This window comes from Flavobacterium sp. FlaQc-28 (assembly GCF_044007415.1).
Classification (GTDB): Bacteria; Bacteroidota; Bacteroidia; order Flavobacteriales; family Flavobacteriaceae; genus Flavobacterium.
In genome coordinates this window covers 366,953-384,132 of the sequence record NZ_JBIPCM010000004.1, presented here as the reverse complement: position 1 = coordinate 384,132, position 17,180 = coordinate 366,953, and the positions used below count along the sequence as shown (strand labels likewise).

Sequence of the window (17,180 nt, the reverse complement as noted above, 5' to 3'; positions counted from 1 at the left end):
TTCACTAACCAAACTTAAATTCTTATACTCTGTTTTTAGAAGTTAGCACCAGTAGTATCCCACCAAGTTCTAGTTCCTCCATTATCTGGACCTCCAAGTTTTGCAACACCAGTTTTAACTCCTTCTGGGTTTCCATCTCTTTCACTTTGAACAAAGTTTATTCTTCTTACACCAAATTGAGTAGTAACTACACCAGCACTTTGATTATTAAGAATTGGTAATAATTTAGGGTAACCTGTTCTACGGTGATCAGACCAAGCTTCTTGTCCGTCAGGGAAGTTAGCAATCCATTTTTGAGTAATAATTTTTTGAAGTTTCACTTCGTTACTTGCAGTATTATCCCAAGCAACAGTAACTTTATTTACCGCTAAACCACTATTGAATGGTGCAACTGGATCTACATAATCTTTTGCTGTATTCACATTATTAGCGATATATTCAGCAGCGCCTCCTGTAGCAAGCTGATCAAAAGATGCAGCAATACCTGCTTTATATAATGATTCAGCATCACCGCCCATGTTCCAGCCTCTTAAAGCACCTTCGGCTCTTAAGAAATACACTTCGGCAGCATTCATCCAAACTACTTGTTTGTCATCTTTTATTACTTTTCCGAAATTTGAAAATTTCATGTGTAATGTTTTATCTCCAAGTATTCCTCCTGTACGGATTCCTTTGTACTGATCAGGAAATTGTTCTGATGTTGCAAAGTAAACTTTCATTCTAGGATCATTATAACCTCCCATGATAGACTCCATATCTGCAGACATACGGCTGTCATTGTACTCATAAGCAGCTACTCTTAAAGGGTGTTGTGAAACATCTTTAGTTACCATAAAAGTATCAGTTGCAGCTGTCATTACACCAAATTTTTGGCTCATTGCTTTTTCAGCTTCTGCTTTAGCTAATGTTGGATTTACTTTTACAATACGCATTGCTAATCTTAAACGTAATGAATTGGCATATCTTACCCATTTTTCATAGCTTCCTGCATATGTTGAACGGTCTGTATTTACAAAAGAGCTTGGTTCTTTTGCGTCAATTCTTCTCGTTAATTCATTTACTGCAAAATCTAAGTCTTTAAACATTGCTGTATAAACATCTTGTTGAGAATCGTATGCGATTGTCGAATTAGTAGTTCCTAATTGAGAGTAAACAATTGGTCCCCAAGCATCGGCTACTTTATGTAAAGTTTCTACTTTAATAATTGTTGCAAGTGCATAAAACTGATCGTACTTTCCTTTAGATTCTTTTTCAACTTTCAAGAAATTTGCCATTACTAATGAATAAGCAGCTTCCCATCCTGCTCCATTCCATTTATCAGTAAGAGCGTAAGAAAGATTATTTGCTCCATCAAAACCTGGCGCTGTTGAATAACCTCCCCAAGTATTTGCTGACAAATCAATGGCAATTTGATATCTCCAACCTGGAGTATTTACCATTACATTCTCGAACATATTTTTAAAAGGACCTAAGATATGGTTAAAGTCCTGTGTTACTTCCTCTTGAGTAAAAGCATCAGGATTACTATTAATCTCATCGAAATTATCTGTACAACCAACTAAGGCTAAAAGACCGAAACAGATTAATGATTTTTTTATATTGTTTGTTTTCATGATATTTTAAATTAGAAAGTTACATTTAAATTAAGACCAATACTTCTTGTTGATGGCAAACCATAAATATCAACTCCTTGTAAACCTTGACCTGTACTTAAAGCAATGTTTGGATCAAAAGGTGCATCTTTATAAAAGAAGAATAAATTTCTTGCGATTAATGATAAAGTTGCTGTATTAACAAATGGCAATGTTTTTTTACTGAAAGTATAGCCAAGTGAAACCTCTCTTAAACTTACGTTTGTAGCATCATATACGTACTCAGCTGTAGCTCCGTTAAGTCCGCCAACTGCTTCGTAATATTTTTGAGCATCCATTGAAGTAACTTTAGTACCATTAGGCATAACTGCATTTACAGGAACACCACCAGCATTTCTTGCATCTCCACTTCTTTTTGATACTCCATAAAAATCATTCATAGATTCTGTAATACTCATTACATCACCTCCAAAACGTCCATCAATTAAGAAATTAGCTGTAAAAGCACCAAACTTAAATGTATTTGACCAACCTAGCATGAAATCAGGATTTGCATTACCAACTTCACGGAACGCTCCTTCAATTGCTAAGTTTCCTTTGTCATCTAAAACAATTTCTCCTTTATCGTTTTTAACGATACCTTTTCCTTCAATAACTCCAAATGGTCTTCCTTCTGTTAAAGCATATCTGTAGTTGATATTGTTTACAGGAGTTAAAGGAATTGTTCCTCCTAATTCTTCTGGAATTTCTTTAACCTTGTTTTTATTTTGAGAATAGTTTACTGTAGTATCCCATGAGAATTTATCTCCAGTGATGATTTTTCCAGTAAGAACAAGTTCGATACCATGATTTTCGATGCTACCAGCGTTAATTCCGTAAAAAGTATAACCATAAGGGTTTGTACTTGGCGCAGGAACTTGGATGTATTGATTTTTAGTTTCTGAATTGTAATAAGAAACCTCAAAACCAAATCTGTTATTAAACATTCTCCATTCTGTACCAAATTCGTATTCTGATTTCAACTCAGGTTTTAAAGATTCACCTGGTCTTGGTCCTACTGTTGGAGGAATAATGATACCACCTTGAACTGTTGATTTTGGAGAAGTTACGAAAGCTGAAACGTCGTTTCCTACTTCTGCATAAGTTCCTCTTACTTTTCCAAAGTTAATCCACTCTGGCAAAGTTGTCATTTCGCTAATAAGAGCAGTCACACCCACAGATGGGTAAAAGTATGATGGAGTATCTGTATTTACTAAAGTAGATGACCAGTCATTACGTCCTGTAACATCTAAATACAACATGTTTTTGTAACCAAAAGTAGCAGAAGCAAATATAGATTGAACTTCTCTAGCAGAACCTGTAGCTTGAAGATTTAAGTTATCTACACCTTTGTTACTTCCAAAATTCCCTAATGTAAATAAGTTAGCATTAATAAGCCCTGGAGTGATACCAGAATCTAAAGTAGTTGAATGATTTGCTAAAGTATTATTGATACTAGCACCTACTATAGCATTAAAGCTGAAATTTTCGTTGAAATTAGTATTGATTTTAGCAATTAAATCTCCATAACGTTGTGTACTTAATGTACCTACATTAATATATCTACCATTATATCCAGACAAAGAATTGTTTGTAGTAGCATAAATTCTCTTATCAAAATCATTTTCGATTCTGTTATAGCTGTATCTTGCACCAATGCTCAACCAATTGTTTGCTTTATAATCTAAAGCGATGTTTCCGTTAAAGAAATTATCTTTATCAACAGATTTGTTTCTATTGATTAACCAATAAGGGTTTTGAACGTAGATATCAGCATCCAATGGTGTGTAGAAATTTTGTCCGTAAAGGTTTCTAGAAGGAATAAATGATTCAAAATTATCTTTGTAAAAATTGAAGTCATTTGCTCTTTGAAACAAATAAACACCTGTAAGAGGATTTGAATAAAGTCCGTTTACTGGTCTGTTATCAATAGTTTGGCTTGTGTATTTTGCATCAGCAGAAACAGTTAATTTATTATTGAAAAATTTAGCTGTTTGACGGATTCCAAAATTGTTTTTCTTTAATCCATTACCTTCAATAATCCCTGAAGAAGAAGTATTAGCATAAGATAAAGTTGTAGAAGCAATATCTGATCCTGTTGTAAAAGATGCAGAAGTAATTTGCGTAACTCCTGTATTGAAAAAGTCTTTTACAAAATCATTTGAAGCTACTTTTCCTCCCCAAGATTTTTGTGCATTTAAAGTTCCATATTCATTTTGGAATTTTGGCAAAGAATGTACAGACTCAAAAGTAGTAACAGAAGAAACTGCTAAGTTTCCTTTGTTTTCTTTATTTTTCTTAGAAGAAAGCAAAATAACACCGTTTGCTCCTTGAGATCCGTATAATACAGATGCTGCTGCACCTTTAAGTACGGTCATTCCTTCATAATCGTCAGGGTTAATTAAAGAAACTGTATCTCCCCCGTCACGGTTACCTCCTGCAGTACTACCAAATGAATCATTTGGCTGATTTGAACTACCATTATACAAAGGAATACCATCAATTACGTAAAGCGGCTGGCTGTTTAATATAGAAGAGTTACCACGAATAACTACTTTTGTAGATCCTCCTGTACCTGCAGAACTTTTTGTTACTGCAACACCGGCAACTTTACCTGCAATTGTATTAATAACGTTGGCATCTTTTACACGAGTCAACTCTTCTCCTTTAAGTTCTTGAGCTGCGTAAGTAAGAGATTTTCTAGTTTTCTTAAGACCTAATGAAGTAACAACTACTTCGTTTAACGCATTTGATGCAGCTGGTACCATTTTAACATTAATTGTAGTAGCATCACCTACAACTATCGATTGTGTTTCAAGACCTACATAAGTAAAAACTAATGTTTGTCCTTTTGTAACTTCAATAGTGTACAATCCGTCAAAATCGGTAGTAGAACCTTTTTGACCTCCTTGCACAGCAACAGATGCACCCGGCAACGGCATCCCATCAGAATCTGTAATCACACCTTTAACATTTTTTACCTGAGCAAGCGAAACTTGCGCCGTAAAAACAATCATAAAGATTAAGAAAATTTTTTTCATGTTTATTTATTTTGTTAGTTATGATGTAAAATTATTCTTAAGGGATTGTTAAAAAAAATATATTATACAAACTGCCTGAAATTTTAAACAAACGACATAAATCGATCAATAATCCGTTGCACGAAAACGTTTTCCTATCTATAAAACGCAGTTTTTACCACATTTACGGAGATTTTATTCAACAATAGGTTAGTTTTATTAAAAATCATTTAACAAATCACAAATATTTGAAAATCTGTTATTTAAGATAAAAACTATCAAATTCTTTTAAATACTATTAAAAAAAAGAAGTAAATAAATGTTAAAAAAAATGCCTAATAAAATGTTATCATAATTTTAATTTCTAAGATTTAATTACAATAACACCTTATTAGGCAAAACTTTACGTAGGAATTTCTATTTAATTAGCATCCCACCAAACTTTATTCAACCAGTCATTTTTTCCTCCCATTCTAGCTAATGCATCTAAATAATTTGCTTCATTCTTCTGCATTTCATCATTTGGATAATACAAACGTGTTGGCGTAACTCCATTTGTCTGAGAATCTGGATTTGTAATAGGAACTAATTTTGGAAATCCGGTTCTTCTCCAGTTCGAATAAGCCTCAATACTATTAAAAATATAAGTTATCCAAAGCTGTGTTGCAATTTGTTCTTTTTCTTTCCCGGCAACTAATGGTTTCGCATTTAGGTAAGTATCAATTTTAGATTGACCAGCCGGCAGCGCTCCATAAATTTCTAATTGCTTAATACCTGCCTCAACTCCTTTTTTATAGTAATCAGCTGCAGAACCAGAAACCCAGCCTCTAAAAGCAGCTTCAGCCAGCAGCAATTGTGTTTCTGAATAACTAACATGTAAAAAAGGTGTCGTTTTTTTCTTGAAATAGTCTTGAATTCCTGATGTTGCATCTGTTCCACCTGGAGCTTGATATTGATACAAGCCTGGTTTTACTCCTTCGTATAAATTTTCACCTGGTCCTATTGGTGCGCCTTGCTTAACACTGCTGGTTTTTTTAGGAGTCGCAAGCATAGTTAATCTAGGATCTCCATTGTCTCTAAGATAATCTATGACCAAAGTTGTAAAGTGATCTCCATTTTCATTCCCTACAAAAGCATAAGCAAGTCCATTTCCTCTAAAATCAATAGATGCTGGATCATCATTAAAACTTGCATCTAAATGGCGCATGATACAATTATCTTCATTGCTGGCAAAAACCCCATTTTGTAAAGCCGCTTTAACTTGTTTCTCAGCTTCGACTGGTTTTATCTCAGAAATTCTCATTCCTAAACGCAAACGTAATGTGTTTGCCAGTTTTTTCCATTTTAGAATATCACCATTATAAAACAAATCGCCTTTTATGCTTCCGCCGCCAACTTTTAATTGATTATAAGCTTCATCTAATTCTTTAAAAAATGATGCGTAAATATCTTCTTGTTTATCATATTTAGGCGTTACAATTCCTTTTGAGTACCCCAAACCAGCTTCAGAATAAGGAATATCACCATAAATATCCGTCATACGCTGTGCTACCATTACTTTCATAATCTTACCAACAGCATTCATATTTGCTGCAGCAGGATCATTTTTTGTGTTTTCAAGAATATCTACTACATTCTTTAATTCATTAGAATATCCATTTCTCCATAAAGCTGTAGCATATCCGTCATCTTTATTAAATCTGCTTCCAAATGTAGTTACGTTCCATGCACCAGAATAATGCTGTACAAAACCACCAGAATAAATTAAGTTGGTTCTCCATTGATAAAACCCATCTCCTGACATACACAATTGTGTAAACGTAAGTTGTCCAGCTGGATTTGCAGTCAATGCCACAGGATCTTTCTCCAGCGCGTCAAAATTTTCAGTACAGCCTACTGCAGTAAATAATGCAAGTATGGCTATTATTATTTGTTTGAATTTCATAATATCTTTTTTTTAGAATGCAATTTTAATATTAAAACCATACGACTGTCTAAATGGTAATGAACCATATTCAAAACCTTGTCCGTTTCCAGATGTATACATAGACTCTGGATCAACATTTGGAAGATCTTTATTAAAAGTCAATAAGTTTCTTGCAAATGCCGAAACATAAATTGAGTTAATTTTAGCACCCGCAAAAACACTTTTTGGTATTTGATAACCTAAACTAACCTCTCTTAATTTTACATACGAAGCATCGTAAACAAATGGAGCTGGTGTATTATTAAATACTGTATTCCAATAATCCTGAGGATTTACAGGTTTTGTATTTTTTTCATACTTTGGGTTGTCTGTAGTTCCAACATTTACCACACCCTCAGCAACATAACCTCCTGTAGGAATCCATGTCGCTTGACTAAAATTAGGATCGCTTGCAATTGCTTGAGCTCTTGCTTGATTATAAGCATCTCTACCATCAGTAGTAACATCCAAAAGTCCTTTTTGAGCCGCAACAGAATTAGTCATAGAATACACATCCATTCCAAATTTCATATCGATTAAAAATTGAAGTGTTATTCCTTTATAGCTAAATCTATTTGTTAAACCTGCAGCCCAATCTGGAAGACCTTTTCCTAATGCTACTTTTTCATCTGTAAATAATGGCAGACCATTTGCGCCAACAACTTTTTGACCGGCATCATTTCTTAAAAAATCTCTTCCCATAATTGTTCCGTATTTACCTCCAACTTCTCCCACAATAGAAGCTCCTGCCCAGCGTGCTTCAGAAATGGTATAAGTTTGAATATCTGGATGTAAAGACAGAATTGAGTTTTTATTTTTTGAGAAGTTCAAATCAATTCCCCATTCAAAATCTTTAGTTCTAATAGGTGTACCAGACAAAAAGATCTCAATACCTTCGTTACGCAATTCTCCAGCATTAACCGAAATAAATTCATATCCAGAAGTTGCAGATGAAGGAAGATCTAGAGTTTGATCAGAAGTATCTTCACGATAAACAGTAATATCGGCTCTTAATCTATTTTTAAAGAAAGAAGTTTCAAGTCCAAACTCTACCCCTGTTTTAGATTGGTAAGTTAAATTAGGATTTGGCGCCGCACTATTTTTGATATTTACAACACTCTGACCATTGTAAGATGCAAACGTGGTATAGTTTAATGCATTTTTATATGCACCAGGAGCATTCGAAACTCTAGCCCAAGAAGCTCTAAATTTTCCATAGTTAAAAACTTCATTTTTAAAATCAAAAGCATCAGAGAATACAAAACCTAACGAAGCTGCAGGATAAAAAGCATCTTTATTAATTACACTGAACCAGTCATTTCTTCCTGTAAATTCCGCATACAAATATCCTTTGTAATCAAACTTTGCTGAACCATAAACTGAATTTGTTCTGGTTCTAGTTTCAACAGGAGCATTTTCTGTTTGATTCACAAAATTACTAATGTATTCAGTTCCCGGTTCTATAATTTTTGTTCCAAATCTTGAATTTTGCTCTCTTCTAAAATCTCTTCTTCCCGCTCCTAAAATTCCAGAGAAAGTAAAATCTTCAGCTAATTTTATATCACTAAAAGTTGCGATTAAGTCAGTATTCATCTCTGACACATTTATATTATTTAAACCCAGATAACCTTCATCTCTTCCCGGCCATGTACTTCCCGCAGCCATAAAATCTTTAGCACTAAAAGCATAAGTATCTAAACCAGATCTCAACGTTAATGCTGCCCATCTTTTTAATTGATAAGTTCCTGACACATTACCTATAAAACGATTTTTCTTAGATGAATTATGATTCTCGTCTATTGTAAAATATGGGTTTAATTGATAAATATTAGTATTCCATTCATATATCTTACCTGTTTCTGGATCCTTATAATTCTTTAACCAAGCTTGATCAATATTTGGAGCCAATCCGCTTAATGAATAACCAATATTGTTAGGAGAATCTCCCAAACCAGGTCTATTTTCAGTGTTTTCAGCAATATAATTTACATTAGCATCCAACGTAAATTTCTCTGATTTTAAAGTTGCATTTAAACTTGCATCATTTCGCTCTAAACCAGATCCTGGAATTACGTCATCGTTATTTAAATTATTATATCCAAAACGTACATAAGCATTATCACTACCTGCCGATAACGAAATTCCATTTGTAGTTGTAAATCCAGTTCTAAAAAAATCTTGAATATTATTATCGACTTTAGCATAAGGTCTTGTAGAGCCGTCAAATATTTTTACTTGTGCTCCTACAGATTGAGAGAACTTTGGTCCCCAAGCGCTGGTAGTGTAATTATAAAGTTCAGAAGGACCTCTGCTAGGATCTGGCAGTGCACCATTTGCACCAGTTCCATAATCACTTTGAAAATCCGAATATTTAGCATTTACATGATCAAAGCTTACACCGCTTGTCAATTCAACTTGAAGCTTTCCTTTGCTTCCCTTTTTAGTTGTAATTAAAATTACTCCGTTCAAAGCTCTTGAACCATACAATGCCGCAGCTGCTGCCCCTTTCAACACTGTTAAGCTTTCAATGTTATTAGGATTAATTCCTGAAATTCCATCTCCATTATCACGTCCATCAAACCATCTGCTTGCTGCAGCATTATCATTTGATAAACCAGAATTATCAATTGGAACTCCATCTACAATATAAAGCGGCTGGTTACTTTCACTTATACTTGAAATACCTCTAATAATAACTCTCGTACTACCTGCAATTCCTGTTGATGGTATTGACACGTCTACACCGGCAACTCTTCCAGATAAAGCTGAAGTTACATTTGTTGTGATCGCTTTATTTAATTGATCACCTTTTACATCTTGAACGGCATAACCCAGTTCTTTCTTTTGTCTTTTAATCCCAAGTGCCGTAACAACAACTTCATTTAAATTTTGTGCGTCTTCTTTAAGTACGACATTAATTGTAGGTGAAGAAGTCACCGTTACTGTTTGGGTTTTAATACCAATATACGAAAACGCAAGAACATCTCCTGCAGATGCTTGAATCGTATACTTTCCGTCATAATCACTTTGGGTAGCCGTTTTTGTACCTTGAATAATAATACTTACTCCAGGCAGCGGCAATCCGTTTTGATCGCTTACCAAACCTTTGATCGTTTTTACTTGTGCAAATGACATTTGCGAAGTAAAGATAATCGCAAGGATTAACATAATTTGTTTCATTTTTATCATGGTTTTGATTAGTTAAGTGATAAAAATATTGTTAAGGCACTGTTAAAAAAAATATATTATACAAACAGTACAGTTTTTTAAACAAACAACACGAAACATTCAACATTATGTTTTACGAAAACGTTATATCGTTGAAATACAGCATTTTTTAACATTTATTTTAAAATTTAATTCAAAAAAATTGTGTTTTTGACAGTAATTATGTAAAGTTGTACTGTATTTACAAGTCTTCCCTAAATAATAATAAAACGTTAAAAAAGTTGAACGAAATTCGAAAATTAAACTTTGACATAAAACTTCAAAATCATATTTGGTTCTGGGGCACTTATTTCACTCTCAACTTTTTGCGATGGGGCGCTTACTTTAATGATTATCCTTATTCTTTTAAATCAAATTTAATTGAGTTCTCACTGCACATTCCATTAGTATATTTTAATCTATTTATTTTAGTTCCAAAATATGTTCTAAAACAAAAATACATTACCTATACTTTTGCTTTATTAGCCAGTCTTTTTGGTATTTATCTTTTAAAAACTGCTCTTACCTTTTATATTATCTCGGAAAATATTTGGCCGGAAGCGAATCGCGAATATCATCCGTTTGAGATTAATCATATTGTAGCAGTATGTATTGGAGAATTGTATGTTCTAGCGATGGCTTCATCTGTTTACTTAACGCTGACTTGGCTTCGTGAACGTGAAAGAAACAGATCATTGCGAGAAAATCAGTTTAAAATCAAACTGAAATATCTAGAAAATCAAATTCAACCGCATTTCTTTTTTAATACTCTAAACAATCTTTATGCATTGTCATTAGAATCTTCAGACAAAGTTCCAGATGTAATTATTAAACTTTCGAACTTAATGGAGTATGTACTGTATGATGTAAAGGGAACTAAATTTGTTCCGCTGATTAAAGAAATAGATTATATTCAGAATTATGTTGAGATTGAAAAATTACGTTTTGAGAATGTAGAAGTTACTATTAACTTAGAATCGAACATCGAAGATATAATGGTTCCGCCGCTGATCTTTATCTCATTAGTAGAAAATGCCTTTAAACATGGCAGCATAAACAATACTAATTTAAAAATTAAAATCAACTGTAAGATTATTGATAACAAAATGTTAGATTTTGAAATCTTAAATAATTTTGTACTTTCACAAAATCTTAACTCAAAAGGCGGTATTGGTCTGGTTAATACAAAAAAGAGATTAAAACTGATTTACAAAAATCATTTTAGCTTAAAAGATACAACAAAACTGAATTACTATATAATACGTTTACAAATACCAATTGATAATGAAGATTAAATGTGTATTGATTGATGATGAACCTTTAGCTATAAAAGTACTGCAAAATTATTTTGCAAATTTTACAGACTTTGAAGTAATAGGAACATTCAATAATTCTCTAGAAGCGCTGGATTTTATAAACAGCACCTCTGTCGATGCCGTTTTTCTTGATATCAATATGCCTATGATGACTGGCTTTGAACTTATAAGCCTGATGGAAAACAAAACCAAAGTAATCATAACCACCGCATTTAGAGAATTTGCTGCCGAAAGTTACGATCTTGATGTTTTAGATTATTTAGTAAAACCCATTCCGCTTCCACGATTCATAAAATGCATTAATAAAATTACAACAGAGTATAATTTAAAAAACAATATTAAAGTCGATACCTCAAAAAGCGATTCGCATATTTTTATCAAAGTAGATAAAAAAATGATGAAGATTAATATTGAAGAAATTCTATTTATAGAAGGAATGAAAGAGTACATAAAAGTTGTTACTCCTGATAAAACTTATATCACTCACAGATCATTAACCTCATTATCTGAAGAACTGCCTGCTGAACGCTTTTTACGCATTCACAAATCGTATGTTATTGCTTTAAACAAAGTAAAATCAATAGAAGGAAACCGCATCCAGATTCAGTCCTACACGATTCCTATTGGAAGAAATTACAGTAAAGACGTCAAAAATAGAATTTTGGAGTAAAACTTTAACATTTCTAACTCTATATAAATTAACACATTGTTGAATAAATATTGTAGTTCGTTTAAATTTAACATTATTTTTAATCAATAATTTTTTTTTGATACACGTAACAAATATATTTACGGTCTTCAAAAAACAATTTTATTAAAAATTAACCTTATTACAATTATGAGTTCAGAAAATGTGCAAACCAAATGGGGGCAGTTTATCTCGTTGATAATAGTCTTCTTCTTTTGGGGTTTTGTTGGTTCCGCCAATGATATCCTTATTCCCGTATTCAAAAAAGTATTCACCTTATCTCAAGTTCAATCACAACTAGTAGCGTGGGCTTTTTATGCGGCGTATTTTGTAGGATCTTTGATTTTCTTTTTAGTTTCCTTAAAATTAGATGTTCTACAAAAATTTGGATACAAAAAAACCCTTTCAGCTGGTTTAGTACTTTCAGCTTTCGGTTCATTTTTATTCATTCCTGCAGCAACAATGGAAAGCTTTCCATTTTTCTTAACAGCCCTATTTACTGTAGGATTAGGTTTTTCTATCCAACAAATTGTTGCCAATCCATTAGCCATTAAAATGGGAAGCCCTCAAACCGGAGCTCACCGTTTAACACTTGCAGGAGGCATTAACTCTTTTGGAACAACAATTGGAGCAATTTTACTTGGAATTGCTTTATTTGGAATGGGAGACAACAAAAAAACAGCACTTTCTCTAGAAGATATTAAATTACCTTTTATCATCCTTGGTCTTGCATTTATTGCAGTTGCAATTTTTATGAATTTCTCTAAAATTGAAGACCCGGCAAAAGAAGAGGAAGAAGTAGTTAAAACAGCACACGAAAAGTTCAACATCCTTGATTATCCACAACTATATCTAGGAATGTTAGGAATCTTTATTTATGTTGGAACCGAAGTTACAATTATCAGCAACCTGCCTGCTTTACTTCATACTGCTGAATTTGGTAATGTATTAGAAGATGCAATCGCGCCATTTATTGCTCTATATTGGGGAAGTTTAATGATTGGCCGTTGGAATGGCGGTGTAAACGTTTTCAATACTTCAAACTTAGTAAATACAGCATTAAAATTCATTGTTCCTGCTGTTGCATTTGGAGTAATTATTGGAGCTAATATTTTTGCAGCACACGATGTTTCTTCATTCTACATCTACCCAATCTGGATTTTAGTATTTATTGGAGTAAGTTTTATAGGAGGAAAAAATGCTGGAAAAACACTGATGCTTTTCGGAATCTCTGGTTTATTAATGATGCTTGCAGGATTAGTTTGTCCAAGCCCGGAAATTGCTAAATTCTTCTTTATCTCTGGTGGATTATTCTTGTCTATCATGTGGCCATCAATCTTCGATTTAGCAATCGCTGGTTTAGGAAAAAACACTGGAAAAGCATCTTCATTCCTAATTATGATGATTCTTGGAGGAGGAATTATTCCTTTAGTACAAGGAAGTATCTGTGATTTTGACCTTACAAAACCTGAAGGAATCTTTGGTATTACATGGACACATTTCTCATATATTGTACCTCTTTTAGGCTTTGCCTATTTAGGATTCTACGGTTTCTACTGCCCTAAAATATTAAAAAAACAAGGAATCAGCCACGTTCAAAGCGAAGGCGGCGGTCACTAAATTCCAAAAATAATCAATAAAAAAATCCCAAATTCCAATTACTAAAATTAGAATTTGGGATTTTTTTTATTTACAAAACAAAACCTCTACTCCTGTGCATCTACATACCTTTGTAACTTTACTTTGCATTTATAACGTTCTTCAAATTTTCCTTAAAAACAGCTTTATTTTGCTCCGTTAAACTATAAACCACATCTTTATCTGCATGAACAATAACCTTATCTATATTGGCAGCTAAAAGAGCCTGAGGGTCTTTGATTTTTAATGTGCAGGCACCATCAAAAAAACCATCATCTTCAATAATCTTTTTAGCTTCGATAATTGTCCCATCACTTAATACCGCAGATATTGTCATTGTTTTGTTGAGTGTTTTTGAATAAAATCCATCCATAACCAACATCAATCGGTACGAATTTTTCAGCTCAGGCCCTTTAAATTCATGTCGGGTAATATTATAACGCAAACCTTTAGCCAATACCTGAAACTTAGCACTGCAGTCCAGCTCATAAGTAGCTACATCTCCAGCCTCATTAACACTTGTAAGAACCTTTGCAGCTTGAGCGTTTATGGATAAACTTGCAACAAAAAATGATATTAAGAATAGTACAATTTTCATAAGTAATTTGTTTTTAGGTTACTATAAAAGTAAAAAAAATCGTCTTTTCTCGTTAGAAAAAAGACGATTTTAATTTTATAAGTATCTAATAATTACTTATTTCCCTTCTCGAAGTCAGCTACGAATTGTGCTAAACCGATATCAGTTAGTGGGTGTTTCAATAATCCGTAAATTGCAGAAAGCGGTCCAGTCATTACATCAGCACCAATTTTTGCACAGTTTACAATATGCATTGTATGACGTACAGAAGCTGCTAAAATTTGAGTTTCATAACCATAGTTATCATAAATCTCTCTAATTTCTTGAATTAAATTTAAACCATCTGTAGAAACATCATCTAAACGACCAATAAACGGAGAAACATACGTTGCGCCCGCTTTTGCAGCCAATAATGCTTGCCCTGCAGAAAACACAAGAGTTACGTTTGTTTTAATTCCTTTATCAGAAAAATATTTTGCAGCCATTACACCCTCTTTAGTCATAGGCAATTTTACAACGATTTGATCATGTAACTCAGCTAACTCCTCACCTTCTTTCACCATTCCTTCAAAATCCAATGCATTTACTTCTGCACTTACATCACCTTCAACAAGATTGCAAATGTCAACATAATGCTTCAAGATATTGTTTTTTCCAGTAATTCCTTCTTTAGCCATCAAAGACGGGTTAGTTGTTACACCATCTAAAACACCTAAAGCTTGTGCTTCTTTAATCTGAGCTAAATTAGCAGTATCAATAAAAAATTTCATAATCTATTTATATTTAATTGTGTGTTAAAAAAATCGGTGCAAAATTACAAAATCATTAGCAATAACAATAGTAATTTCAAAAAACAAAATCAGTTTAAAGCCATATCCATGAAATAATCAACTAATTTTCATTTACAAATTATAATGATTCATGAGCATTTTTTCATAAACCTTATCGGGCAATGCACGTTTCAATACAATCGAAAACTTCTGCATGAAAGCTCCAACTTTATAATGAACTTTTGGTTTATCTTGTTGAATAATTTTAAAAATAGCTTCAGCCATTTCATTTGGATTACTTCCTGCATCAACATGTTCATCCATCGTTGCAAGTGTCTCTCCATAAACTTTTTCATAAGCAGAACCTTGAATAACCGGCGCATGATAACGTCCTGATGCAATATTAGTAGCAAAATCTCCAGGAGCCACATTTGTTATTTCAATCCCAAACTGCTTCACTTCCATCCTCAAAGCCTCTGTGATCAATTCTAAAGCTCCTTTTGAAGCCGAATAAACACTTCTGTAAGGCAATCCCATATAACCCGCAATTGAAGTAATATTAATAATCAAACCCGATTTTTGTTCACGCATTTGTGGCAATACTGATTTCATTACTTCAATTGGCCCAAAGAAATTGGTTTCAAAATTATTTTTAATTTCCTCCATCGGAATTTCTTCCAAAGGTCCTGTAATTCCAACTCCAGCATTATTAATTACAATATCCAATCTCCCAGAAGCTGTAATAATTTTATTCACCGCCAGTTTAATTGATTCCGCATTTCGAACATCCAGAGCTACTAACGGAAAAATAGAATTCAATACTTTTTCAGGATTTCTGCTGGTTCCATATACAACGAATCCTTTTTTATGCAAAAATTCACCAATCGATTTTCCGATCCCTGAGGATGCACCAGTAATTAAAACAACTTTATTCATTTTTTGAGTTATGAGTTATGAATTGTGAGTTATGAATTTTACGAAAAAAGACAAACCTTTTCGTCTCTAATGCTTAACTCCAAACTTCACTAAGAACCAAAAATAAAAAAATCCTCCAGAAGGAAGACTACTTTTACATTAATTCTAAAAAAAAATCCCGAAACTTCGGGACAATAAAAAAAAAGAAAAAAAATGGCAAGCGACCTACATCGCACCGCTCAACCACGTACCCTTGCTATGTTCCCATCCTGGGGGAGTCTGCAGGAGCTGGTCGTGTAGGACTTGCCGGTGCAAATATACAATCTTTTTATATTTTTGCAAGAGCTTTGCCGCTATAAAAATATCGTTGTATATTGGCTTATTCAAATTTTAAACTATGAGAAAACATAACTTCCTAGCTGTCATTTTATTAGGAACTACATTAATTGGATGTGGAGATAAAAATAAAGGTGAAAATTCTTTATTTAATATTGACGATTCTGCTTTTCCTGCCCATTTTCTTCCACAAGAAGCTGTTTCAATCGGAATTTCGAACCCAAATTCGAAAGAAATCGACAGCGTTGCGTACTTTGTTAACGATAAAAAAGTGGGAAGTAAAAAAGGAAATGAAAAATTTAAATTTGAACTAAAAGATCAAAGGTTAGGCTATCAATATCTAAAAGCAACTGTTTATTATAGGGGAAACTCATCTGATGCTACTAAAAGAATTGAATTAGTTTCAAGTGTTGAACCAAAATTACTAAACTATAAAGTTATAAACACCTATCCGCACGATACCAAAGCTTTTACAGAAGGTTTAGAATTTTATGATGGCGTTTTATATGAAAGTACAGGACAAAAAGGAGATTCTTATTTTAGATCTGTAGATTATAAAACTGGAAAAGTGATTAAACAAGTAGATCTTCCGAAAGAGTATTTTGGTGAAGGAATTACTTTTATAAATGGAAAAGTTTTCCAATTAAGCTGGCAGGAAAAAACAGGCTTTATTTATGATGCTAAAACATTAAAACTTGAAAAAACATTTACCTACGACAAAGAAATTGAAGGCTGGGGAATGACAAATGACGGAAAATACATTTACCGTTCAGACGGAACTGAAAAAATTTGGAAAATGGATCCCGAAACTCAAAAACTTATTGATTACATCAATGTATATTCAGGAACTTCAAAAATTAAAGTTCTTAACGAATTGGAATACATTAACGGAAAGATCTATGCAAATGTTTGGCAAAAAGATGCTATTGCAGTTATAAATCCAACTTCTGGAGCTGTTGAAGGCATTTTAAACCTTTCTGATTTACGTAAATTCATCAAACATCCAGAAGCCGAAGTATTAAACGGAATCGCTTACAACCCACAAACCAAAACCATATTTGTTACTGGAAAATATTGGGAGAAAATGTTTGAAATAACCGTTTCAGAATAAAAAAA

At 33.1% G+C, this 17,180-nt stretch carries 11 protein-coding genes and 1 other RNA gene; 4 read left to right on the top strand and 8 right to left on the bottom strand.

The window, feature by feature from the left end; translation table 11 throughout:
* Positions 1-35 precede the first annotated feature (35 nt).
* The 4 genes from ACHRVL_RS13575 to ACHRVL_RS13560 form a co-directional block, all read right to left on the bottom strand.
* A complete protein-coding gene (locus ACHRVL_RS13575) occupies positions 36-1,613 on the bottom strand; it encodes a RagB/SusD family nutrient uptake outer membrane protein (RefSeq protein ID WP_395413603.1) in 1,578 nt (525 codons plus the stop codon).
* An 11-nt stretch (positions 1,614-1,624) separates the two neighbouring features.
* Entirely contained in the window at positions 1,625-4,672 is a 3,048-nt protein-coding gene (locus ACHRVL_RS13570) for a SusC/RagA family TonB-linked outer membrane protein (protein WP_395413600.1), read from the bottom strand.
* A 400-nt stretch (positions 4,673-5,072) separates the two neighbouring features.
* The gene (locus ACHRVL_RS13565) at positions 5,073-6,596 is read right to left on the bottom strand and encodes a SusD/RagB family nutrient-binding outer membrane lipoprotein (RefSeq protein ID WP_395413598.1); all 1,524 of its coding nucleotides are present in this window, start codon (positions 6,594-6,596) and stop codon (positions 5,073-5,075) included.
* A 12-nt stretch (positions 6,597-6,608) separates the two neighbouring features.
* Positions 6,609-9,797: a SusC/RagA family TonB-linked outer membrane protein gene (locus tag ACHRVL_RS13560; RefSeq protein WP_395413595.1), complete on the bottom strand. Its 3,189-nt coding sequence runs from the start codon at positions 9,795-9,797 to the stop codon at positions 6,609-6,611.
* 269 nt (positions 9,798-10,066) lie between these two features.
* On the opposite strand from ACHRVL_RS13560, the gene ACHRVL_RS13555 reads away from it, so the two are divergent.
* From ACHRVL_RS13555 to ACHRVL_RS13545, 3 genes are all read left to right on the top strand, one after another.
* The gene (locus ACHRVL_RS13555; protein ID WP_089052823.1) at positions 10,067-11,119 is read left to right on the top strand and encodes a sensor histidine kinase; all 1,053 of its coding nucleotides are present in this window, start codon (positions 10,067-10,069) and stop codon (positions 11,117-11,119) included.
* Entirely contained in the window at positions 11,109-11,810 is a 702-nt protein-coding gene (locus ACHRVL_RS13550; RefSeq protein ID WP_089052822.1) for a LytTR family DNA-binding domain-containing protein, read from the top strand. Before ACHRVL_RS13555 ends, ACHRVL_RS13550 begins: the two co-directional genes overlap by 11 nt.
* Positions 11,811-11,978: 168 nt before the next feature.
* Positions 11,979-13,448 (top strand): MFS transporter, encoded by a 1,470-nt coding sequence (locus ACHRVL_RS13545; RefSeq protein WP_129024824.1) that lies wholly within the window; start codon positions 11,979-11,981, stop codon positions 13,446-13,448.
* Positions 13,449-13,566: 118 nt separating this feature from the next.
* On the opposite strand, the gene ACHRVL_RS13540 is transcribed toward ACHRVL_RS13545, so the two are convergent.
* From ACHRVL_RS13540 to ffs, 4 genes are all read right to left on the bottom strand, one after another.
* Positions 13,567-14,064 (bottom strand): hypothetical protein, encoded by a 498-nt coding sequence (locus ACHRVL_RS13540; protein WP_395413592.1) that lies wholly within the window; start codon positions 14,062-14,064, stop codon positions 13,567-13,569.
* 92 nt (positions 14,065-14,156) lie between these two features.
* Positions 14,157-14,813 carry a fructose-6-phosphate aldolase gene (gene fsa, locus ACHRVL_RS13535; RefSeq protein ID WP_089052819.1) on the bottom strand — a complete coding sequence of 219 codons (657 nt, stop codon included), beginning with the start codon at positions 14,811-14,813 and terminating at the stop codon, positions 14,157-14,159.
* 132 nt (positions 14,814-14,945) lie between these two features.
* Entirely contained in the window at positions 14,946-15,749 is an 804-nt protein-coding gene (locus ACHRVL_RS13530; RefSeq protein WP_395413590.1) for an SDR family oxidoreductase, read from the bottom strand.
* A gap of 190 nt (positions 15,750-15,939) precedes the next feature.
* Positions 15,940-16,037: signal recognition particle sRNA small type (gene ffs / locus ACHRVL_RS13525), an RNA gene on the bottom strand.
* Positions 16,038-16,125: 88 nt separating this feature from the next.
* On the opposite strand from ffs, the gene ACHRVL_RS13520 reads away from it, so the two are divergent.
* On the top strand, positions 16,126-17,175 hold the full coding sequence (locus tag ACHRVL_RS13520) for a glutaminyl-peptide cyclotransferase (RefSeq protein WP_395413588.1): 1,050 nt from the start codon (positions 16,126-16,128) through the stop codon (positions 17,173-17,175).
* Positions 17,176-17,180 lie beyond the last annotated feature (5 nt).

Bases quoted from the DNA above. Each gene is read 5' to 3' on its own strand.
- ACHRVL_RS13530 (WP_395413590.1), bottom strand. From the start codon at position 15,749: ATGAATAAAGTTGTTTTAATTACTGGTGCATCCTCAGGGATCGGAAAA.
- ACHRVL_RS13570 (WP_395413600.1), bottom strand. From the start codon at position 4,672: ATGAAAAAAATTTTCTTAATCTTTATGATTGTTTTTACGGCGCAAGTT.
- ACHRVL_RS13540 (WP_395413592.1), bottom strand. From the start codon at position 14,064: ATGAAAATTGTACTATTCTTAATATCATTTTTTGTTGCAAGTTTATCC.
- ACHRVL_RS13520 (WP_395413588.1), top strand. From the start codon at position 16,126: ATGAGAAAACATAACTTCCTAGCTGTCATTTTATTAGGAACTACATTA.
- fsa (WP_089052819.1), bottom strand. From the start codon at position 14,813: ATGAAATTTTTTATTGATACTGCTAATTTAGCTCAGATTAAAGAAGCA.
- ACHRVL_RS13575 (WP_395413603.1), bottom strand. From the start codon at position 1,613: ATGAAAACAAACAATATAAAAAAATCATTAATCTGTTTCGGTCTTTTA.
- ACHRVL_RS13550 (WP_089052822.1), top strand. From the start codon at position 11,109: ATGAAGATTAAATGTGTATTGATTGATGATGAACCTTTAGCTATAAAA.
- ACHRVL_RS13565 (WP_395413598.1), bottom strand. From the start codon at position 6,596: ATGAAATTCAAACAAATAATAATAGCCATACTTGCATTATTTACTGCA.
- ACHRVL_RS13545 (WP_129024824.1), top strand. From the start codon at position 11,979: ATGAGTTCAGAAAATGTGCAAACCAAATGGGGGCAGTTTATCTCGTTG.
- ACHRVL_RS13560 (WP_395413595.1), bottom strand. From the start codon at position 9,797: ATGAAACAAATTATGTTAATCCTTGCGATTATCTTTACTTCGCAAATG.